Source organism: Comamonas fluminis (assembly GCF_019186805.1).
Lineage (GTDB): Bacteria > Pseudomonadota > Gammaproteobacteria > Burkholderiales > Burkholderiaceae_C > Comamonas > Comamonas fluminis.
In genome coordinates, this window is record NZ_CP066783.1 from 4,204,999 (window position 1) to 4,225,870 (window position 20,872).

19 protein-coding genes are annotated in these 20,872 nt (G+C 60.9%); 10 read left to right on the plus strand and 9 right to left on the minus strand.

Annotated elements, in window-relative coordinates:
* Positions 1-20: 20 nt before the first annotated feature.
* Positions 21-809, minus strand: a complete 789-nt coding sequence (locus JDW18_RS19415; protein ID WP_218241214.1) for a siderophore-interacting protein — start codon at positions 807-809, stop codon at positions 21-23.
* A 76-nt stretch (positions 810-885) separates the two neighbouring features.
* Between JDW18_RS19415 and JDW18_RS19420 the strand changes: the two genes are divergently transcribed.
* The 3 genes from JDW18_RS19420 (at position 886) to JDW18_RS19430 (ending at position 4,480) form a co-directional block, all read left to right on the plus strand.
* The gene (locus tag JDW18_RS19420; RefSeq protein ID WP_218241216.1) at positions 886-1,335 is read left to right on the plus strand and encodes a MarR family winged helix-turn-helix transcriptional regulator; all 450 of its coding nucleotides are present in this window, start codon (positions 886-888) and stop codon (positions 1,333-1,335) included.
* Between the two features lie 205 nt (positions 1,336-1,540).
* Positions 1,541-3,727, plus strand: a complete 2,187-nt coding sequence (locus tag JDW18_RS19425) for a catecholate siderophore receptor Fiu (RefSeq protein WP_218241217.1) — start codon at positions 1,541-1,543, stop codon at positions 3,725-3,727.
* 66 nt (positions 3,728-3,793) lie between these two features.
* A complete protein-coding gene (locus JDW18_RS19430; RefSeq protein WP_218241218.1) occupies positions 3,794-4,480 on the plus strand; it encodes a Fe2+-dependent dioxygenase in 687 nt (228 codons plus the stop codon).
* A gap of 171 nt (positions 4,481-4,651) precedes the next feature.
* On the opposite strand, the gene JDW18_RS19435 is transcribed toward JDW18_RS19430, so the two are convergent.
* Positions 4,652-6,841 (minus strand): TonB-dependent receptor domain-containing protein, encoded by a 2,190-nt coding sequence (locus JDW18_RS19435; protein ID WP_246610095.1) that lies wholly within the window; start codon positions 6,839-6,841, stop codon positions 4,652-4,654.
* 363 nt (positions 6,842-7,204) lie between these two features.
* Positions 7,205-9,184 carry a lytic transglycosylase domain-containing protein gene (locus JDW18_RS19440; RefSeq protein ID WP_218241219.1) on the minus strand — a complete coding sequence of 660 codons (1,980 nt, stop codon included), beginning with the start codon at positions 9,182-9,184 and terminating at the stop codon, positions 7,205-7,207.
* Between the two features lie 15 nt (positions 9,185-9,199).
* Between JDW18_RS19440 and JDW18_RS19445 the strand changes: the two genes are divergently transcribed.
* Positions 9,200-9,772: a 5-formyltetrahydrofolate cyclo-ligase gene (locus JDW18_RS19445; protein WP_218241220.1), complete on the plus strand. Its 573-nt coding sequence runs from the start codon at positions 9,200-9,202 to the stop codon at positions 9,770-9,772.
* Positions 9,773-9,790: 18 nt separating this feature from the next.
* Positions 9,791-10,087 (plus strand): hypothetical protein, encoded by a 297-nt coding sequence (locus JDW18_RS19450; RefSeq protein WP_218241221.1) that lies wholly within the window; start codon positions 9,791-9,793, stop codon positions 10,085-10,087.
* Positions 10,088-10,173: 86 nt separating this feature from the next.
* Here JDW18_RS19450 and queC read toward each other — a convergent pair whose 3' ends face one another.
* Positions 10,174-10,935 carry a 7-cyano-7-deazaguanine synthase QueC gene (gene queC, locus JDW18_RS19455; protein ID WP_218241222.1) on the minus strand — a complete coding sequence of 254 codons (762 nt, stop codon included), beginning with the start codon at positions 10,933-10,935 and terminating at the stop codon, positions 10,174-10,176.
* 134 nt (positions 10,936-11,069) lie between these two features.
* On the opposite strand from queC, the gene JDW18_RS19460 reads away from it, so the two are divergent.
* From JDW18_RS19460 to JDW18_RS19470, 3 genes are read left to right on the plus strand one after another with little or no spacing between them, the layout of a single operon-like run.
* Entirely contained in the window at positions 11,070-11,753 is a 684-nt protein-coding gene (locus JDW18_RS19460) for a glutathione S-transferase family protein (protein WP_218241223.1), read from the plus strand.
* Between the two features lie 36 nt (positions 11,754-11,789).
* Positions 11,790-13,043, plus strand: coding sequence for a multifunctional CCA addition/repair protein (locus tag JDW18_RS19465; protein ID WP_218241224.1), 1,254 nt, complete (start codon positions 11,790-11,792; stop codon positions 13,041-13,043).
* Between the two features lie 6 nt (positions 13,044-13,049).
* Positions 13,050-14,855 carry an SWIM zinc finger family protein gene (locus JDW18_RS19470; protein ID WP_218241225.1) on the plus strand — a complete coding sequence of 602 codons (1,806 nt, stop codon included), beginning with the start codon at positions 13,050-13,052 and terminating at the stop codon, positions 14,853-14,855.
* A gap of 16 nt (positions 14,856-14,871) precedes the next feature.
* On the opposite strand, the gene JDW18_RS19475 is transcribed toward JDW18_RS19470, so the two are convergent.
* The gene (locus JDW18_RS19475) at positions 14,872-15,717 is read right to left on the minus strand and encodes an acid phosphatase (protein WP_246610097.1); all 846 of its coding nucleotides are present in this window, start codon (positions 15,715-15,717) and stop codon (positions 14,872-14,874) included.
* A gap of 165 nt (positions 15,718-15,882) precedes the next feature.
* Here JDW18_RS19475 and JDW18_RS19480 point away from each other — a divergent pair, with 165 nt between their 5' ends.
* A complete protein-coding gene (locus JDW18_RS19480; protein ID WP_218241227.1) occupies positions 15,883-16,329 on the plus strand; it encodes a DUF4124 domain-containing protein in 447 nt (148 codons plus the stop codon).
* Between the two features lie 105 nt (positions 16,330-16,434).
* Here the strand turns inward: JDW18_RS19480 and trxC are convergent, their stop codons facing one another.
* The 3 genes from trxC to JDW18_RS19495 form a co-directional block, all read right to left on the minus strand.
* Positions 16,435-16,872, minus strand: a complete 438-nt coding sequence (gene trxC / locus JDW18_RS19485) for a thioredoxin TrxC (protein WP_218241228.1) — start codon at positions 16,870-16,872, stop codon at positions 16,435-16,437.
* Between the two features lie 111 nt (positions 16,873-16,983).
* A complete protein-coding gene (locus JDW18_RS19490) occupies positions 16,984-17,184 on the minus strand; it encodes a DUF2905 domain-containing protein (protein WP_218241229.1) in 201 nt (66 codons plus the stop codon).
* A gap of 205 nt (positions 17,185-17,389) precedes the next feature.
* Positions 17,390-18,616 carry an IS256 family transposase gene (locus JDW18_RS19495; RefSeq protein ID WP_218239608.1) on the minus strand — a complete coding sequence of 409 codons (1,227 nt, stop codon included), beginning with the start codon at positions 18,614-18,616 and terminating at the stop codon, positions 17,390-17,392.
* 84 nt (positions 18,617-18,700) lie between these two features.
* On the opposite strand from JDW18_RS19495, the gene JDW18_RS19500 reads away from it, so the two are divergent.
* Positions 18,701-19,594, plus strand: a complete 894-nt coding sequence (locus tag JDW18_RS19500; RefSeq protein ID WP_218241230.1) for a hypothetical protein — start codon at positions 18,701-18,703, stop codon at positions 19,592-19,594.
* Positions 19,595-19,750: 156 nt separating this feature from the next.
* Here the strand turns inward: JDW18_RS19500 and JDW18_RS19505 are convergent, their stop codons facing one another.
* Positions 19,751-20,866, minus strand: coding sequence for a class I SAM-dependent methyltransferase (locus JDW18_RS19505; protein WP_218241231.1), 1,116 nt, complete (start codon positions 20,864-20,866; stop codon positions 19,751-19,753).
* Between the last annotated feature and the right edge of the window lie 6 nt (positions 20,867-20,872).

The following is a 20,872-nucleotide window of genomic DNA, read 5'->3' on the forward strand; positions in this document are numbered from 1 at the left end:
GCCGCAGGTCTTGGTCATGCTCAGTCTGCAGCGCTCAGCTCTTCGTGGTGTGCGGCTTCGCCCAGCTTCCAGTACGAGGCAATGCGCATGCGCTTGGGGTTGGCGCCGGGCTTGGCCAGAATGCGCTTTCGCAAATCGGCCATGACGCGATTTTCCCCCGCCGCCCATACAAAACCGTCACCCTCAGGCAGTTGCAGCGCATCGGCAGCGTCAGCCAGCGAAGCCACCCACTGCAGATCCAGTGCGGCGGCGCTGCGCCATGCACGCTGATCCGCCGCATTGGCCTGCACACGCACAATGGCCCGACTGCCCGCTGCCAGCTCGGCCAGACGGCGCTCAATCGCAGGCATGGCCGATTCATCGCCCAGCAGCACATGCCAGTCCAGGTCAGCAGGAATGACCAGGCTGCCACGCGGTCCGGCCAGGCCTAGCCACTGCCCCAGTGGTGCGCTGCGCGCCCATTCCACGGCTGGCCCCGTGCCGTGCACGGCAAATTCCAGCTGCAGCGTGTTGCGGGCTGCGTCATAGTTGATCGGGGTGTAGTCACGCATCTCGGGGCGTGCGCCTTCGATATGCGGACGGCCGTCGATGATCTGCGGCAAATTGGGCTTTTCCTGACCTGCCTGCGGCAGGATAAGTTTGCTGTGATCGTCAAAGCCTGCGCTGACAAAGCCCTGCAACTCGGGGCCACCCACGGTCAGGCGGATAAAGCCAGGGCTAATTTGCTCTCGTGCCAGCAATTGCACATGGCGAGCGCGGAATTCGTGGCGTACACGTTGCATGATGGCGGTTGTCTCGGTGTTGGACATGTTTTTTGATAAGTTGATAAAGTCCACCAAATATCCAACAATAAGTTGACTTAGTCAACAGATATCCTTTTTCCCCATGAGCTCATCCCTTTCTGCCGATGTGTTCGAGCTGCTGCACGACCTGATGCATCTGTTTCGCGCACGCCTGCTTCAGTCCATAGAAACGGCCCAGCCGGGGCTGACCTTCAACGAATTCCGCATCCTGATGCACACTGGCCGCAACCCTGGCATCACGCAAAAGGAACTGGTGGAGCACAGCCACACCGACAAGGCTCAGATGGCGCGCACCCTGGCCCAGTTACAGGACAAAGGCTGGCTGGAGCGATCCACCAGCGAGGCCGACAAGCGCGTGCGCTGCCTGCAGCTCAGCGCTCAGGGCCAGCAGCTTTATGCCCGGTTGCGCACTCTGCGCGAAGAGCTGGCAGTCGAGCTGCTGAAGGACTGTCCGCAAGAGATGCAAGCCCAATTGCAGACCCAGTTGCAGGCCATGCTCAGGCTGGTGAAGGACAGCGCCAGCGCAGCATGAATTTGCGGCAGCACGAAGACAAATCATGTCTTTTTTGTGTTTTTACGTGAATTTTTGCAAAGACGTATGTGAGAATAGTTATCATTTGCGATATATCGTTTGCAAAACGTTCTCAGCCAGCCACGGATAGCACCCAACGACCACACAGGTCGCACCGAGTCAAGACCGCCAAAGCCAGCCGCTGTCTTACTCCTATCCGTTCACAATGGCCTCTAGCACCCATATTCAAAGCCGCAAGCATTCCCGTCCACCCTCTAGCGCCAGCAGCCTGCTCGTCTGCGCCACAGCGCTAGCTTCGTTGGGCCTGTCTGCCGCTCAGGCACAGACCGCAGAAACCACCTTGCGTGAAGTCAAGGTGGAAGCCACCCAGGAAAGCGGCTACGAGCCAGTGAAAAAACTGGCATCGCCCAAGTACACTGCGCCGCTGGCCGAGACCACGCAGACCATTCAGGTCATCAACGAGCAAGTCATCAAAGATCAGGGGGCCACCACCCTGACCGAAGCCATGCGCAATGTTCCCGGCGCTGGCACGTTCGACGCAGGTGAAGGCCGTGGCGGCGCCATTCCGGGCGACGGGCTGTACATGCGCGGCTTTGATGTATCCAACAGCATCTACATTGACGGTGTGCGCGACATCGGCACGATCTCGCGCGACGTGTTCAATACCGAGCAGATCGAAGTCACCCAGGGCGCCGCAGGCACCGACTATGGCCGCACATCGCCAGCGGGCTCGATCAATCTGGTGACCAAGCAGCCCAAGCTGCAAAACAGCTTCGACGGCAGCCTGGGCCTGGGCAGCGGCAAGTACAAACGTGCCACCGCCGACATCAACCGCAAGATTGACGACACCAGTGCCATGCGCCTGAACCTGCTGGGTCAGGACGCAGGCGTGGCCGGGCGCGATCAGGTCAAGAACGACCGCTGGGGCATTGCCGGAGCCTACGCCTGGGGCCTGGGCACAGCCACGCGCATCAACCTGGATCTGGTGCACATCAAGCAGAAAAACACGCCCGAAAGCGGCGTATCGCTGGTCGGATTCCCCGGCTGGGGCGGCACCAACGCCTATCTGAGCAGCGCCGCCAAGGCCGACACCAGCAACTGGTACGGCACCACCGATGCGCATGACGACGTCAGCGTGACCATGGCCACCGCCCGCGTTGAACACGACATCAGCGCCGACACCACGCTGCGCAACACGCTGCGCTGGGGCCGCAACAAGCAGGACGCACTGATTCTCGCCACCGCTGGTGTAACCGGCAGCGCCACCACCGACCCCAGCACCTGGAAAGTCTCGCGCCTGGCAACGTTCCGCAACGTCGAAAACGAGATCCTGACCAACCAGACCAACCTGAGCACCAAGTTCAACACCGGCAGCGTGGCCCATAACCTGAGCACCGGCCTGGAGCTGACCCGTGAAAAGCAGACTGGTTATGGCAGCGTGGTCATGAACGTCGCAGCCGTGCCAACCACCAGCCTGTACAACCCCGGCCTGATTGCCAGCGGCATCGACACCAGCGGCGTGGACAAGGAATACAGCACCGACACTGCAGCGCTGTATGCCTTCGACACCGTCAAGCTCAGCGACAAGCTGCAGCTGAACGGCGGCCTGCGCTATGAGCACTACAAGATCAAGTACGCCAACCCAGCCGCAAGCACGGTCAAGCTCAGCGACAGCATGCTCACCTACAAGATCGGCGCGCTCTACAAGCTCACGTCCGAAGGCAGTGTGTACGCGAACTACGCCACGTCCAAGCTGCCACCGGGCGCCACCTCTGGCCTGCTGGGCACGAACGCCATCACGGCCACCGACAAGGCCAGCAAGTCCAAGATGTTCGAGGTCGGCACCAAGTGGGAGCTGATGAACAAAAACCTGCTGCTGACCGGCGCGGTCTTCCAGGGTGAAAACAATGTGCCCGTGGCGGACGACGATGGCCTGTACTACGGTGTCAAAAAGCGCGTCAGCGGCTACTCGGTCAGCGCCACTGGCCAGATCACCAAGGACTGGAGCGCCATCGCCGCCTTCACGCACCAAAACACCAAGGCCGTTGAGGTCAGCTCCGGCAACGACAGCGGCCTGGGCTACACGCCCAAAAACGCACTGTCTCTGTGGACGACCTACCGCACTCCCGTCGGCCTGACCATTGGCGGCGGCATGCGCTACTCCGACGGTTTCCGCATCAAGAACGCCTACGCCGACCGCCCGAGCGAAACCTCGTCCTATGTAGTGTTCGACGCGTTGCTCACCTACCAGGTCAACAAGAACTGGGATGTGCAGCTCAACGTCTACAACCTCTTCAACAAAAAGTACGTGACCGCCGTCAACCGCATGGCCCAGCGCTACACGCCAGGACTGGAGCGCTCGGCCCGCATTACGGCCAACTTCCACTTCTGATAACACGCATCGCGTAACCCTCTGCCCGGCCCTGGCCGGGCTTTTTTCTTGAAAGAAGCCGACACCATGCTACTGCACATCCCCAACGTGCTTTCCCGCGAACAGGTCGCATCCATGCGCACGGCCCTGGATGCCGCACAGTGGGAAGACGGCCGCGCCACCGTGGGCAGCCAAGGTGCGCAGGTCAAGCGCAACCGACAACTTCCCGAAGACTCGCCCGTGGCGCAGGAACAAGGCCGCGCCATCTTGCGGGCCCTGGCCGCCAGCAGCTTGTTCTTCAGCGCCGCGCTGCCCGCACGCACCATGCCGCCACTATTCAACCGCTATAGCGAGGTGGGCAACGAGACCTATGGCCTGCATGTGGATGGCGCCATGCGCACCGTGCCAGGCTCGCCGCTGTGGATGCGCACCGATGTATCGAGCACCTTGTTTCTCTGCGACCCCGAAGACTACGAAGGCGGCGAGCTGGTTGTGGTGGACACCTATGGCGAGCACTCGGTCAAGCTGCCTGCGGGCGATCTGATTGTCTATCCCTCCACCAGCCTGCACCGGGTCGAGCCCGTCACGCATGGCGAGCGTGTGTGCTCCTTCTTCTGGACGCAGAGCATGGTGCGCGATGACGCCAAGCGCACCCTGCTGTTTGAAATGGATCAGGCCATCTCCAGCCTGCGCGCCCAACACGGCGAAACCCCAGAGGCTGTGACCCTGACCGGGCACTATCACAACCTGCTGCGTATGTGGGCCGAGACCTGAGGCGCTGCCAAGCGCTCAAAGCTAGTGCTTCTCGGCGGCAGCTCTTTAGCTTCACTTAAAAAAGAGAGCTGTCAGCGATCACTTATCAAACGTTTCAGATATCAAACATATCCAATCCATTGGATAACGCTCACTGACAGCTCCTAACTCAGAAGCACTAAACCCGCAGCTTCAAAATTTCATGTTTGCCGTAATCCAGAAAGTACGACCAGCCTGCGTCACACCAGACACCGACGATCCGCCCTGGAAGTAGCTGTTGACCCAGGTTGGTGTGCCGTTCACATTGACCTGGCTGTACTTGCGGAAGTCCTTGTCGAACAGGTTGAAGATGTTGGCATTGATGCTCAGGTTTTTGTTGACCTGATAGCTGCCACCCAGGTGGAACAGCGCATAACCCTTGATATCGCCCACCGCGTCGTGGATGGCCTTGTTGCCTGCGCTCAGGTTCTCGTAGGAACCACTGAAACGCGGGCTCTTGCCACGATATTCACCGCGTGCCCACAGGCGCCACTGGCTGGAAGGCGTCCAGTCCAGCTGCACATTGGCAATGTGCTTGGCCGTGTTGGCCAACTGACCGTTCTTGCGGCCTTCTTCGATCACTTCGCTGTTCGTCCAGGTGTAGCCGCCCTTCAGCGCCCATTCCTTACTCAGCTGGGCGCGGCTGCTCAGCTCCAGCCCCCAGGTTTTAGCCTTGTCCACGTTGATGGAGTAATCGGCCGTGGGGTTGTAGCTGCAACTGGAGATGGCCGAAGTCAGACAGGATCCGCCCGAGGCAATCTTGTCCTTCACGTCGTTGTGAAAGAACGTGGCTGCGCTGGTCCAGCCTGCCTTGTTATCGAACAGCGCCGAGAACTCCACATTGGTGCTGGCCTCGGGCTTGAGGTTGGGGTTGCCGATGTTGATGGTCTGGCCCTGGCCGCTGATGCCGCTAACGCCGTCGATCAACTGGTTCAGGCGTGGCGCCTTGAAGCCCTGACTCACGCCCCCCTTGAAGGTCCAGTTCGTCGTCGCGTCCCAAACCATATAGGCGCGGGGGCTGAAGTGGCCGCCAAACGCATCGTGGTGGTCATAACGGCCACCCAGCGTGGCAGTCAGGCCCTGGGCCAGACGCCATTCGTCTTCGGCAAACAACGACCACATGGTCTGCTTGTGGCTTTGGGGCAGCAGTCCGTCCTTGAGCTTGGCATCCCAGAGCTGGCCACCCACAGTGACCATATGCGCATCGCCCAGCGGCGCCACCAGCTTGCTGTCCAGCACCACATTGGTGGTCTTCAGCTCGCGGTCAGCCCCCGCACGCGCATCGCCCTTGGGCACCGAAGCGCCGGGAATCGTGCGACCAATGGTCTCTGTTTCGGTATGCATCAGGCTGCTTTCCAGCGTGCCGAAGCCCAGACGGCTGGTATGACCGATGCTGACCTGATCGCGGTTAAAGCGCAGCGCATCGCGGTAACCAGGATACTTGCTGGGGTCGGTAATGACCGCATCGCGACTGCCCAGGCGACCATCTTCGTTGTTGTACCAGGTACGTGCCTGGTCCACATCCAGCCAGATGTCGTGATAGCGATTAGGCGTCAGCGTCAGCTTGGCACCCAGGCTGTGCTGGCGGCTCTGCGCTGGGGCAGGGTTGCGCGCCTGTGCGGGCTGGGTGGCACCTGGGGCCAGCACCCAGTCGGCGGCATCGCGGTTCATGGTGCTGCCGCGCACGGCCAGGCCCAGAACGTCCTGCTTGATAGGGCCGTTGATGTAGAAGTTGCCCTTGTACTGGTTGCCCCATTCGCTGTCTTGCGGAATGCCTGCGCCCACGCTGACTTCACCGCCCCACTCTTTGGCGACCTTACGCGTGATGATGTTGATTACGCCGCCCATGGCGTCCGAGCCGTACAGCGTGGACATGGGTCCGCGAATAACCTCGATGCGCTCGATGGCCGACATGGGCGGCATAAAGCTGGTCAGCGCCGCGCCAAAACCATTCGGTGTCACATCGCCCGCCACGTTCTGGCGGCGACCGTCAATCAGAATCAGCGTGTAGTCGCTGGGCATGCCGCGGATGCTGATATCCAGGCCACCGGTCTTGCCCGTGCCGCCCATTACATCAATGCCTTCCACGCCCTGCAGGGCTTCGGCCAGATCACGAAAGTTCCTGGTCTCCAGCTCCTTGCGGGTCACGACGGAGATCGAAGCCGGGGCGTTCTTGATTTCCTGCTCAAAGCCGCTTGCGGAAACCACCACCTCCTCCATGGTGGATTCCTTGGCCTGTGCCTGAGCATTTACGCCAGTGCTGGCACAGAGCGCGGCTGCGGCCAGTGCCAATAAACGGGGTTGTGCCTGCAAAATTGAGCGGCGTGTCACTGCTTTGGACATGATGACTCCTGACCCCATTTGCTGGGGCCACTATGAAAAAGTGAGTGAGAGTTGCGTTGGTCCGTGGGACCTGCGGATGCGCGGCGGCGGGTGCGCCAGCCTGGGGAGACAAAGCCGTAGATAGATTTGGATTTATGGGCTCTGACGGTTGCAATTATGTCTATTTTGTAAACGCAAACCAATCTCATTAGCTTTAACTTTGTAGGCTATATGCCTACGTCATCAAAAACCTGCTATCCACGCACGTGCAGGCAGCGCGCCTGCGCGGGCGTCTGCTGCTGCCATAAAAAAAGCGCTCAACCCCTTTCAGGTTGAGCGCTCTCAGATATCAATCCATGAGCAATTCGCTCATGCAGATAGCGCTTATGGCAAGTCCTTCATGGTTTCCGGATCGTTGGCCGGGCGTGGGCCAATCGTGCCCAGACGACCCTTGAGCGACTGGGGCTGGCCGGTAATCAGCGCCGCGTAGTTTGTGGTGTTGGACAGCACCTTCTTCACGTAATCACGCGTTTCGGTAAACGGCACGTTTTCGGCCCAGATGGCGGCCTCCAGCGTGGGGCCGTTGCGCCAGTTGCGCGGGCGGCCGGGGCCAGCGTTGTAACCGGCTGCAGCCATGGCCATGGAGCCTTCAAAATCATCCAGCGCCAGCTTCAGGTACGAGGTGCCGATGGTGATGTTGGTATCGCGGTCGTTGATCATGTCGGGCGTGAACCCCGCCATGCCAATCTTGCGCGCCGTCCAGCGCGCCGTGGCCGGCATGACCTGCATCAGGCCCGAAGCGCCCACGCCAGAGCGTGCATCCATGATGAAGCGGCTTTCCTGGCGAATCAGGCCATAGACATAAGCCGGATCGAGGCCAATATTGCGCGACTTGGCCAGCACGGTGTCGTGGTAGGGCATGGGAAAGCGCTGCTTCCAGTCGGCAAAGGTCTTGGTGCGCTCGCTGGTGTTGATGCAGCGGTCCCACACCTGACGCTCGCAGGCCAGATCGGCCGCCGCATACAGTTCGCGGTCTTGCATGCCGCCGGGCTGGTGCAGATTGGTGGCGTAGTTCCATTCGCGCACACCTTCGCTGCGCAGGCCCATGCCAATGGCATACAGGCTGCGGCGCAGCGAGGGGTTGGCACGGGCTGCGGCTTTTTCATCCACCGTCAGCGGCGCGGGGGCTGGCGGCACGGTAATGCGCTGGCCAATTTCTTCCAGCGCCAGCTGTTCGTAGAAGCTGCCCGTGCCTGCCGTGTCCTCCAGCAGCTGACGTGCTTCTGCCTTGTCTTCGGCATTGGGGCGGCCCGCCAGCATGGCCCTGGCCTTCCAGTAAGCCCAGGTGGGGTCGGTGCGCTCGGGGCCCATGGCATCCACAGCACGGCGCACGGCTTTCCAGTCACCGGCGCGCAGTGCGGCGCGGGTCTTCCAGCCCAGCAGGTCGTCGCTCAGGTCTTCATTGCGGCGCACCTTGCTGAAGTAGGTGTGGGCGTCTGGCGAGAGCTTGAACGCCGCCTGCTTGCCCGCCACAGCCCAGGCCCAGTTGCGCTCTTCACCGCTGAGCTGTGCGCCCCAGCCATCTTCGATCTGGGCGGCGGCCGCGTCAGGCGCCGTGGCGGCCATGCGAATCAGGGCCAGCAGCGCCAGCTCCTTGCGCTCGCGGCCGCGCACCTTGCTTTGTCCGGCCAGATATTTGGCGGGCGAAGCAAACACCTGCGCCACCTGGTCGGCAGATTCGGGTGCGATGATGGCCACCGCATCGCGGGCGGCCTTCTGGCGGTTGTTTTCTGCAGCCACGCGGGCACGGCGCCAGACGTCGTCTTCGCTGATCTGCTTGCTGGCATACATCTGGCCTGCGGCGGTGGTGCAGCCGTCATCGGCGTCTTTTTGCGCCATCCACAGATCGCGCACCTGCTGGCCCATATTCGGCGCGCCGCGACCTTGCTGAGCATCGGCCAGCAGGGCATAGCAGGCGACCGACTTGTCATCGCGCATGCGGAACCGGGAATAGACCTGAGCGAAATTGCCCCAGTCGCGCTGCTTGCCCAGCAGCAGCAGCCAGTCGTTGCGCATGCGGTCTTCCTGGTAGCTGCCCGCGTAGCGGCTCAGAAAACCCTGAATTTCATCGGGTGCAGCAGTTTCAAGACGGTTCTTGAGTTCCCAGTAAGCGGCCCAAGGTTCGAGAGGGTGACCGCTGGCCTGTGGCAGCAGCTGGGTCAGTGCGGACTGGTTGCGTGCACGGAATGCTTTTTGCATGTCCAGCAACACAGCATCGCCAGAATTTTGTGCATGCGCAAACGGAGCAGCTACAGTCAGCAGGGAAGCCGCACAAAGCGGTGTCAAAATCTTCAGCCAGTGCATGGAGGAAATTATCCGATGGACAAAGCAGCGTTACGCCGCAAGTTGATTGAACTGCGCCTCAACCTTCCTGACCGCTTGCAGCGCGCAGATGCCCTGCAGCAGGTGATGCGCTTTTGGCTGATGGAGCGACCCGATACCGTGATTGGTGCCTACTGGCCCATCAAGGGAGAGTTCGATCCGCTGCCAGCCTTGCATCGCTGGAAAGAAGATGGCGAGCTACAGGGTACTCCACAACGGCGCAGAATCGGGCTGCCGGTGATCGACAAACAGCGTAAGACACTGAGTTTTCACGCCTGGTACCCCGGTTGCCCCATGGAGGAGGACGCCTATGGCATTCCCAAGCCCAAGGATACCGAACTGCTGGTGCCCACACTGCTGTTTGTGCCCTGCGTGGGCTATGCCGCTGGCGGCTACCGCCTGGGCTATGGCGGCGGTTTCTATGACCGCACCCTGGCCGAACTGACCCCGCGCCCGTTTACCGTGGGCCTGGGCTATACCAATGGCTACGTCGATGATTTCCAGCCCGAGGCGCATGACCAGCCGCTGGACGCCATCCTCAACGACAACGGTGTTGTCTGGCCTGTCTAAATCTTTGAATCGTTTTCCATGTCCCGTCCGAGCAAGAACATTCCCCAGCGTCGCTTTCGTGCACGCCCGCCCCTGACCGTGATGCAGCAGCCGCTGACGCGCGAAGAGGTGCGGCGCCTGCAGTCTCATATGCGCCGCCACGGCCCGCGCAGCCTGACGCCCCACCAGCACGATGCGATCTGGGACTTTCTGTTTGACCTGCCCGAAAGCCACGCCTGGCTGGGCCAGATGACTGACCAGATTCAGGCCGGGCAACTGGCGCTGAGACCTGCGGGCAAGGTCAGAGACTCGTCGGGCGCTTTCGAGAGTCTCTGAATCAATCCCGCAGCTCCCATTAAAAAAGACTTCAAGGTCGAAACACCTTGAAGTCCTTTGTTATTAAAGACGTTCCGCTATCTTTTTTAATCTGACTGACTGGCACGCCAGTTCTTCCAGCCCGATGCGCGCAACTCGCAGGCCGGGCAGTTGCCGCAGCCATAGCCCCAGTCATGCAGCTGCGTGCGGTCGCCCTGGTAGCAGGTATGGGTTTCAACCCGAACCAGCTCCACCAGCGCGTCGCCGCCCAGGTCATGCGCCAGTTGCCAGGTCTGGGCCTTGTCCAGCCACATCAGCGGCGTGTCGATGCGCAGGCGGCGCTCCAACCCCAGGTTCAGCGCCAGTTGCTGGGCCTTCATGGTGTCGTCGCGGCAATCGGGGTAGCCGGAGTAATCGGTCTCGCACACGCCGGTGACGATCACCGTCAGCCCACGGCGATAGGCCAGCGCGCCCGCCAGTGTCAGAAACAGCAGATTGCGGCCCGGCACAAAGGTGTTGGGCAGGCCATCGGCCTGCATGGCAAAGGCCACATCATCCGTCAGCGACGAGCCGCCAATCTGCTTGAGCACATCCAGCGACAGCACATGGTCCTCGCCCAGCCGCGCAGCCCACTGGGGAAAGCGCTGCGCCAGTTGCTCGCGCACCGTGGAGCGCACAGCCATCTCGACGCTATGGCGCTGGCCGTAGTCAAAACCCAGCGTTTCCACACGCTCAAACATGGACAGTGCCTGCGCCAGGCAGGTCGTGGAGTCCTGACCGCCCGAGAACAGCACCAGCGCGCCCTTGTGATGGCCTGCACCGGCGACATTGGCGGGCGAATTTGCAGAAGAAGTGGATGTATTTGCCATAGGGCTGCGATTACATCACCGCTGCGCCACCCCTGCTGAGCCAGCGGCCTTGCAGCGCTGAGCCCAAATGCCTACATTCTGTAACTAGCACCCTTGCTAAGCTTTGTGTCACGCGAAAAAAGCAGAGGGACTCCATGCTCAAGCTCTATATCGGCAACAAGAACTATTCGTCCTGGTCCATGCGGCCCTGGGTGCTCATGCGTCAGTCGGGCATCAACTTCGAAGAAGTCACGCTGCGCTTTGACAGCTTCGCCCCCGACTCCAGCTTCAAGCAACAGGCGCTGACGCTCTCGCCCACAGGCAAAGTGCCGCTGCTGGTTGATGAGGGCCTCGTGATCTGGGACAGCCTGGCCATCTGCGAATACCTGGCCGAACGATTTGCCGACAAGCACCTGTGGCCGCAAAGCGTGGCCCAGCGCGCCCGCGCGCGCAGTCTGGTGGCCGAAATGCACAGCAGCTTCGGCGCCCTGCGCCGCCTGTGCCCCATGAATATCGAAGCCCAGTTACATGAAGTGGGCGCCAGGCTGTGGGCAGAACACGCCGACTTGCGCGACGATGTCAAACAACTGGAAAACCTGTGGCTGCCCCAGCTTGCCGCGGCCAGCGGCCCCATGCTGTTTGGCCAGTTCAGCATTGCCGATGCCTTCTTCGCCCCCGTCTGCATGCGCCTGAACAGCTACGGCCTGCCCGCCTCGGACGCCGTGCGCTCCTATGTGCAACGCATCTGCCTGCTGCCCGCCACCCAGGAGTGGATACAGGGCGCGCTGGCCGAGCATGACTTTCTGCAGTTTGAAGAGCCGTATCGTCAGCGGCGCTGAGGCGCACAGCCCCTCGCCAGCCACTACCATTGCGCTATGAGTGAATTCAAGGTTTACAAGGTAGGCGGCGCTGTGCGCGATCAGTTGCTGGGCCTGGCTGTCAACGATACGGACTGGGTGGTCGTCGGTGCCACACCAGAGCAGATGACAGCGCGCGGTTTCGTGCCGGTGGGCAAGGACTTTCCGGTTTTCCTGCACCCCCAGACCCATGAGGAATATGCGCTGGCCCGCACCGAGCGCAAGCACGGCATGGGCTACCGCGGCTTTGTGGTGCACACCGCTGCCGATGTAACGCTGGAAGAAGACCTGGCGCGGCGCGACCTCACTATCAATGCCATAGCTGGCCCCGCAGACTGGACCCAGGCTAGCGAGCTATTTGACCCCTATCACGGCCAGCAAGACCTGCAGAACAAGGTGCTGCGCCATGTCACCGATGCCTTTCGCGAAGACCCGGTGCGCATACTGCGCCTGGCCCGCTTTGCTGCGCGCTTTACCGACTTCAGCGTCGCCCCCGAAACCCTGGCGCTGATGCGCGAGATGGTGGCCGCTGGCGAGGTCGATGCCCTGGTGCCCGAGCGTATTTGGCAGGAAATCAGCCGTGGACTGGTGGAAGCCCAGCCGTCCCGCATGTTCAACCTGCTGCGTGACTGCGGCGCACTGGAGCGACTTCTGCCCGAGCTGAACAAGCTCTGGGGCGTGCCACAGCGCGCCGAATACCACCCCGAGGTTGATACCGGCGTGCACGCCATGATGGTGCTGGACATGTCGGCGCAGCTGCAAACCTCGCTGGCCGTGCGCTTTGCCTGCCTGTGCCATGACTTTGGCAAAGGCACCACGCCTGCCGATGTGCTGCCCCGCCATATCGGCCACGAGCAGCGCAGCGCCCGCCTGCTGTTGCAGGTTTGCGACCGCTGGCGCGTGCCCAATGACTGCAAGGAACTGGCCGAAGTCGTGGCGCGCGAGCACGGCAACATCCACCGCAGCCATGAACTCAACCCGGCTGCGCTGCTGCGCCTGCTGGAGCGCTGCGATGCCATTCGCAAACCCGGTCGCTTTGAAGAAGCCCTGCTGGCCTGCGAATGCGATGCACGTGGCCGCCTGGGATTTGAGCAAACGCCCTACCCCCAGCGCCAGCGCCTGAGCGGCGCGCTGCAAGCTGCACTGGCGGTGGAAACTGCCCCCGTGGCCCAGGCCGCCGCCCAGCGCGGCCTCAAAGGCAAAGCCATAGGCGACGCCGTAAGCAAGGCGCGTGAGCAGGCGATGGCGGACTGGCTCCAGACTTCAGCCTGATTGCCCATGCCTGCCCCGAAGCGCCCCTCCGCAACCACCTATTTACCGCCGCAGTGGCTGGACGAAGCCGGCCCTGCAATCATTACCCGTGGCACCCAGTACGCCCAAACGGGGGCCGTAACCCTCGCCCCCAGTCAACGCAACGGGAAAACGGGTTTTGTCGTGCAAGGCACGCAGCCATACACCGTGTACTTGCACGACAGCGACCTGTATCTGAATAGCTGCACCTGCCCCCATGCCAGCAGCGTGACCATTTGCAAGCACATGGTGGCAGCCAAGCTGTTCTCGCAAGGATTTCACCCTGAGACGGTTCATTCACCCAGCGTCGAAACCACCACGACCGCCCCAAGCAAGCCGTCTGCCAAGGTACAAGAGATTCAAGCCAATATCGACTTTCTGAAAAGCCGGTCTGCCGAGGATCTGAGCCATTGGATAGCGCTGCAGTGCGACAAAAACCTCGCCCTGGCCCAACAACTGAGCTTATGGCGTGGCCAGTCTCAAGACCTGCCACAGACACCCGCACAGTGGAAGCGTTACCTGACCCAGGCCATTCCGCAGCGACGCAATATGTGGGGAAGAGAGTTTCAGCGCTGGGAATCCCAAGCACTTGAGTCCTTGGACCTGCTGCGACAACAAGCTTCTCTGCAGCCCGCCAATATCCGGCTTGCGGTTGAAATTGCCCTGCGTCGCCTGTTCAAAATCTGGGAAAGCTGTGATGACTCCAATGGCGAAGGGCAAGAGCTTTATGCACAGTTGCAAGAGATTCTGCGACTGAGCGTGAGCGCAGAGTCTCCCCCGGCCAGCTGGCTCGGTGACTGGCTCCAACTGATAGAGGATGACCCTCTGGGATTCTCGGATGAAGCCGCCATACTGGCCCTGGCCGCAGAGCCACTGCGCCAAGCCTATTCACGCAGAGCTGCCGTCGAATGGCAAGCCATTACCAGTCAGCCTTCCCTTGCTTCAAATCGCCGACAAAGCAATGCAAATTGGGAACATCACTTTCAAAAGAGCCGATTGCGCCGCCTGTGGCGCAAGCGCTACCTCTTGTCTGTGCAACAGGAAAGCAGCACTGAAGCATGGCTGCACGTCATGCAGCAGACAGCCCATGAACAAAGTGAATGGATCGATCTGGTCGCCACTTGCGAACGCCACCAGCAGCCTCGTCTGGCGCTGCAATATGCACGCCAGGGGCTGACACTATTCAAAGACTGTGACCCATTGCAGCAACAGTTGCTGCATTGCTATCGGCGCGACGGATGGGACGAGGAGGCTTTCGCTCTCGCCCAAAAATGCCTGCAGCACAAAACGACCGATGTGCGCCGCCTTGATGAGTTGTTGGAGTGTGCAGTCGGCCTGGGTATGGACCGCGAACAGCAGTTTCAGGCCCTGCTGGAAACCGCCATCCAAACTGCCACGCCGCTTTACGGGGAGCAGCAAGGCAAGGACATTCATATCGCGCTGATCTGGCTGCTGCATGAAGACCGCTGGGAGCAGGCACTGGAGTTGCTGGCCCAGCCCGGCATGGGCTGCAGCTGGGAGTCTCTTATCAGGCAGTTGGCCCTGCGGTTGCCGGACTCTCACCATTCGCAAGCCGCACAGTTGTTGAAAAACCTGCTGGAGCGCAGCATGAAAACCGCGAAAAGCCCGTACAGCACCGAGTTGCAGCTAGTAAACCAGATTCGTGCCAGGCTTTCCGACGACGAACGCACGCAATGGCTGCAAACCCTGCACAAGAACTACCAGCGCAAGTCCAGCTTTGTGCAGGGTTTGGTGCAGTTGACCAACAGCTTCACTAGATCTAGCGGCTCTTAGCTGATGCAAGGAATGCTCAAGGCGCCAAGGGTGCGGTGGCGCCCAGCGCCTCTTTCTCCGCCGCGCAAGCCGCTTCATCGGGCTTCACGCCTTGTGCTCGCGCCCGCGCCACTTCCTGGCTGGCCCGCGCCAGCTGGGCCCTGAAAACCTCGCTGTTGTGCAAACTGGCCGCCACGGCCGAGCCCATCAGCCGACCCGCTTCCACATCACTCTTCCAGTGCGCGCCACACACGGCGCGGCTTTGGGAAAAGGCCCTGCCGCGCTGCAGCAAGGCATTGCTGCGATCGGGAGCCACCTCACTCAAGGCCAGCGCCCAGGCCCAGCCAATGGCAGAGTGCCCCGAGGGGTAAGAGCCATCGTTCACCAGCTTGGCATCATCCTTGGGGAAGCAGGTTGACTCTTTGAATACCACAAAGGGGCGCGTGCGCTGGTAGTGGTTCTTGGCCTTGTAAGTTGCCACACCGGTATCCATCAGCATGCGGCGCAGCAGCATGTGCAGGTGCGGCGTGGCTTGCTCAGAGATATCCACACCCAGCGCGCAGGAGAACGTGCTGGCCGCTGCGGGAAAGCGCAGCTCTGCATCTCTGGCAGCCAGCTCGCCGCGTGGCCCGCTCTTCAAGGCCGTCAGAGCGCGGTAGCTCTCGTCATCCGATGCCTGGGCAGCCGAGCCTGCGGCAGGTGGCGCAGGCAGCAAAGCCAGGCTGTCCGGCAGTTCGGCCATTGGCAAATAGCCTTTGGGGTAACCCGCTCCGGGCTTGAACTCTCCCACCTGCTCCAGTGTGGTGGGTGGCTGCACCGTGGTGCAAGCGGTGCACAGTACGGCAACGGCGGCCAGCGGCAGCCAAAGAGGCAATTTGCTCACAAGTCTTCCTGTGTGTCGTCAAAATATTCGAAAGAATATTGCGACGACACGGCACCGGCATCCTCCATCTGGCCTTGGGAACTTCCCGCAGATGAAAGGCAACGGCAATGCTCAAATTTGAGCTGCAATTACTTGCCACATATATCCAACATAGGGAGACAAGCCTTGAAGAACACCAGACTGCTGACTCTTGCTCTTTTGTGCACCGCACTGTCTGCCATGAGCCAGCAGGTTTACCGCTGTGAGGCCAATGGGAAGGTGACTTATTCACACGAGCCATGTCTGGGCGCCAAGGCCATCGACACCACTCCGACGCAAAGCACGGACAAGACGAGCGCACAACACAAAAAGGATATGGACGCCTTGAAGGCCGAGCTTGACCGCAGTAACGCAGCCAATGTCAGACCGCTGGCATCCAAAGCGCCCGATGACCCGGAAGTTGCCAAGCGACGGGAGAACCTGACGCCTCTGGCAAAGCACAGTTGCAGCCTGCTCGACCAAGCATTACCGCAACTGCGCCAGAATGCGGCTCAAGGTTCCACTGAGGACAAAACAAAAGCAATCGCTCAGCTTCATAAGGCACGAAAAGCCTTTCAAGACTTGCGCTGCTGAAAGGCTTTCGCCCAGAAACGTGCAAAGAACCAATCTGAGGCGTCAAGAAAGAGCCGCCTAAGTGACGACATCGTTCCATCCCGAAGAAAGAGGAGCAATAGCGCCTCAGGGCGTGACCGACTTGATCCAGCGCACGATTTCCCCTGCAGGCATGGCGCCCGAGATGCGGGCCAGTTCCTTGCCTTCCTGGAAGATCACCATGGTCGGGATGCTGCGAATGCCAAAGGGCGCCGAGACCTGTGGATAAGCCTCGGTATCGAGCTTGGTCAGTTGTGCCTGCCCGGCCAGTTGCTGGGCGGCCTGCTCAAAAGCAGGCGCCATCATGCGGCAGGGGCCGCACCAGGGCGCCCAGAAATCCACCACCACGGGCAGCTGGCTGCGGCCTGCGTGTTTGGCAAAGCTGTCTGCATCCAGCGCCACAGGTTCACCCGTCATCAGTGGCTGATGGCAGCTGCCGCAGTCCGGGTTATGGCTCAGCTGGTCTCTGGCAATGCGGTTGGTGGTGTGGCAGTGGGGGCAGACGTAGTGAACGGATTCGGACATGAGCAACCTTTCTTGAGATTCCAGCAGAGCGCAGTGGCTCTTTAAGGGTTCTTCGGGTTATTTGCAGCCAATGGGCCAGGATTCAAGTCGTCCAGCGCGCCATGGCTTGAACTACAGCTTCACAAAACGTGCAATCAGCGCGGCCACCAGACTGAGCACCACGGTGCTGGCAACGGGCAAAAAGAACTCGCGCCCGAAGATTTTGAAGCGAAAGTCGCCCGGCAGCCTGCCCAGCCCGATGCGCTGCAGCCAGGAGTGCAGACCATTGATGAGCAAAAGGGCCAGAAAAATGACGATCAACCAGCGAATCATGGCGGCAAGTGTACGAGTTGCCCGCTCGTGCCGCTGGCGTGAGGCGACATGGCACGTCACAGCGCAGACATAAAGCCTGCCTACATTGCAGCAGTCATTGCGGGAACTTGCTTCAAGAACAACACCAAGAGACGCTGGCCCGTTTTCTAGCCCTTGAACGACTAAAGACGGGCGTGTCCGAATTTTTGTGTAAACGGTTCGGACTTCAATTGATGGAAATGCGGTCTCCGAACTGAATGGTAAAGCGGGTCAGCGCAGCCTTCCAATCCCGGATGGGCATGGTCCACTTCTGGCTGATGTTGCGCAGGGCCAGGTAGAACAGCTTGGTCAGCGCCTCGTCGCTGGGGAACGAGCCCCGGTTCTTGGTCAGCTTCCTCAGGCCCATGTTCACCGACTCGATGGCATTGGTGGTGTAGATGACCTTGCGGATTTCCGGCGGGTAGTCAAAGAACGGGGTCAAGCGGCTCCAGTTCCTGCGCCAGGACTGGCCGATGGGCAGGTACTCGGCATCCCAGCGCTGCTCGAATTCACCGAGCATCAGCTCGGCCTCCTCGGCGGTGGCGGCCGTGTAGATGCGTCTCAGGTCTGCGGCCACTTCTTTGCGACGCTTCCACGAGACGTAGTTCAGGCTGTGGCGCACCATGTGCACGATGCACAACTGAACCACTGTCCTGGGAAACACGGCCTCAATGGCTTCAGGGAAGCCCTTGAGGCCATCGACGCAGGCGATGAAGATGTCATGCACGCCCCGGTTGCGCAGCTCGGTCACGACCTGCAGCCAGAATTTGGCCCCCTCGGTCTGCGCCAGCCACAGGCCCAGCACCTCCTTCTCGCCCGTCATGGTGATGCCGATGGCCAGGTACACCGCCTTGACCCGCACAGCGCCCTCGCGCACCTTCACATGGATGCAGTCCAGATAGACGATGGGGTAGATTGCATCGAGCGGGCGGGCTTGCCAGGTCTTGACCTCATCGGCCACGGCGTCGGTCACCGAGGAAATCAGGCTGGGCGAGACCTCGGTGCCGTACATCTCCTCTAGGTGGGCCTGTATCTCGCGCACCGTCATGCCGCGGGCGTACAGCGAGATGATTTTGTCGTCGAAGCCGGCCCAGCGGGTCTGGTGCTTGGGGATGAGTTGGGGCTCGAAGCTGCCATGGCGGTCACGTGGCACCTCGATGGGCAACTCGCCGAAATCGCCCTTGAGGGTCTTCTTGCTCTTGCCATTGCGGGTGTTGCCAGTGGTGTTGGCTACCGCTTCGTTGCGTTCGTGGCCCAGATGCTCGGTCAGTTCGGCGTCCAGGGCTCGCTCCACCAGCAGCTTGGTCAACTGTTTGAGCAGGCCGTTCTCGCCGATGAGGTCTTCGGGTTTCTTGTAGTTGGCCAGCAGGCCAGACAGCAGTTCTTCGGGTACGTCGTGTTTCTTGGTGCTCATTGTGCTTACGGATAGGCCGGCTTGCGCCGGCGGTGGATTGTCCGTTTACACAAAATTCTGCACACCCTCCTAAAGACGCGTCTCATGCACACTCCATCCTGGATTTCCTTGACCTCTGCACTGGCCCTGGCACTGACTTTGAGCGCCTGCGGCACCTCGCCAGCCTCCACTGCCGCCAGCAGCGGCAAGATTGACAACAGCGCGCTGAGCAGCGCCCAGTTCCGCGCCCACCACACCACTTACGGTCTGGTCTACCGCCTGCCTGCCGATGCCATGGTCATCATGGACAGCCAGGTCACGCCCGTCGTCAATGCCCAGCTGCACAAGCTCAAGCTCACGCAAGAGGCCAATACCTTCAACCTGCCCCATATCACCGTGGTGCATATCCACAGCGCAGACCCAGCCACCCCGCAGAAGATGCTGGCCGCCCTGCCAGCACTGCCGCCCGTGCTCAAGGATGTGCAGATGAAGACCTTCTACACCACCGAAGCCGCCAAGGGCGCGGGCAAGCCCTGGTGGCTGGACCTGGGCGTGGTCAAGAGCGGCGCGGCCTATACCGCCATGATGGATTTCAACACCCGCGCCACTGTGGCCATGGCACCGCTGCGTGACGGCCCGCTGCCCCGCGTGACCGGCCCTGTCTATGCGCGCATGGGCGATACAGCCAAGACCATGGTGCAGACCGTGGGCGTCAGCGGCATCAACCAGATGCAGGACGGCAAGCTGGTCAGCAGCCACAACCCGCACAACACACTGGTTTACAGCGAAACGCCTTTCACGCCAGAGATCGAACGCGCCATGAACGACACGGCGGCCCAGCTCAACAAAGTGCTGCCCGCCGGTTTTGCCACCACACTCGACACCTTGAGCGTGGTGGAGCTGAGCTTCTCCGGCAATGTGCTGCGCGAGATCTATCGCATCAACCTGGTGGATGGCAAAACCTACGATGTGCGCAACGGCAGCCTGGTCAAGCGCTGAATGTAAAACATCAGTGTTTTGAGCTTCTAGCCTAGAAGGAAAAAGCGCCAGCAGCTATCAATTTAGATAGTTACTGGCGCACTTCAATTCAGAGACAGCCGCCCCGCCGCGAGCTTGCCGTCCCCCTTGGGGGAAGCGGCGCAGCCGCGCAGGGGGTTACAGCCGATGCATGCGGTCGCCCTGCTCAAAGCCTTGCGGCACCCAGGGTTCCACGCCCTTGCTCAGGGCGATGACCTTGAACAACTCGCCCATTTCATGCTCCATCACCAGTTTGGAGGCCATGGAGCGTGCCTTGAGGCTGGCGGCGTCCAGCTTCGGGCCCAGGCCGCAGTTGATGAGGAAATAGGCCTGCGTGGTGTAGCCCAGCACTTCAAAGCCCGCATCCTGCGCGGCCACCGCTGTGCCGGTGAAATTAACGTGGGCCGTGATGTCTTTCAGACCCACCTGCACCAGCGGGTCGCTATCGACTTGGTGCTGATAGTGGCAGACCAGCGTGCCCATGTGGCGCTGCTCGTGGTAGTACTCGCTCTCGCCAAAGCCGTAGTCGATGAAAAAAGCAGCACCCCGGGTCAATCGCTCGCCAAGGGTGTGGATAAATGCCTCGCCCTGGCGATGAATCTCGGTCAGAAAATCATGCGGGCCGCCGATATCCACAGGTGCGCGCAAGTCGGTGGTGCGGTCTTCCCAGGCAAATTCCTCACCGTTCATGACCACGCCGCGCTCGTACCACTGCCCTTTGGTGCGCTGCAGCAGTTGCACCGGCATGGCATCCAGCACCTCGTTGCCGATGATGACGCCTTCCATGGCGTCCGGCAGCATGTCCACCCAGCGCACCAGATGCTCATACTTGGCCAGCGCCAGCTTCTGGCGCGCACGCAGCGTGCCGGACAGATCGACGATGGTGTAGCGCTGGGGCAATGCGCCCTGCGCTGCCAGCTCGTCCAGAATCTGCAGCGCCAGCGCGCCGGTACCGGCGCCGAATTCCCAGATCTCATGGGTATTCGTTTTTTGTAGCGCTTCACGCAGCTGGGACGCCACCAACTGGCCAAAAATAGGCGAAATTTCAGGCGCTGTCACAAAGTCGCTTCCCGACTCTGGCATGGCCCCGAATTTCGCCGTTTCATTGGCGTAATAGCCCAGGCCCGGCGCATAGAGCGCCAGCTCCATGAATCGGTCAAAAGGCAACCAGCCGCCCACGGCGGCAATTTCCTTGGCAATGCGGGATTGCAAGGCGCTCGTTAAACTTGAGGGTTCTGTCGTCACAAACCGCATTTTCCA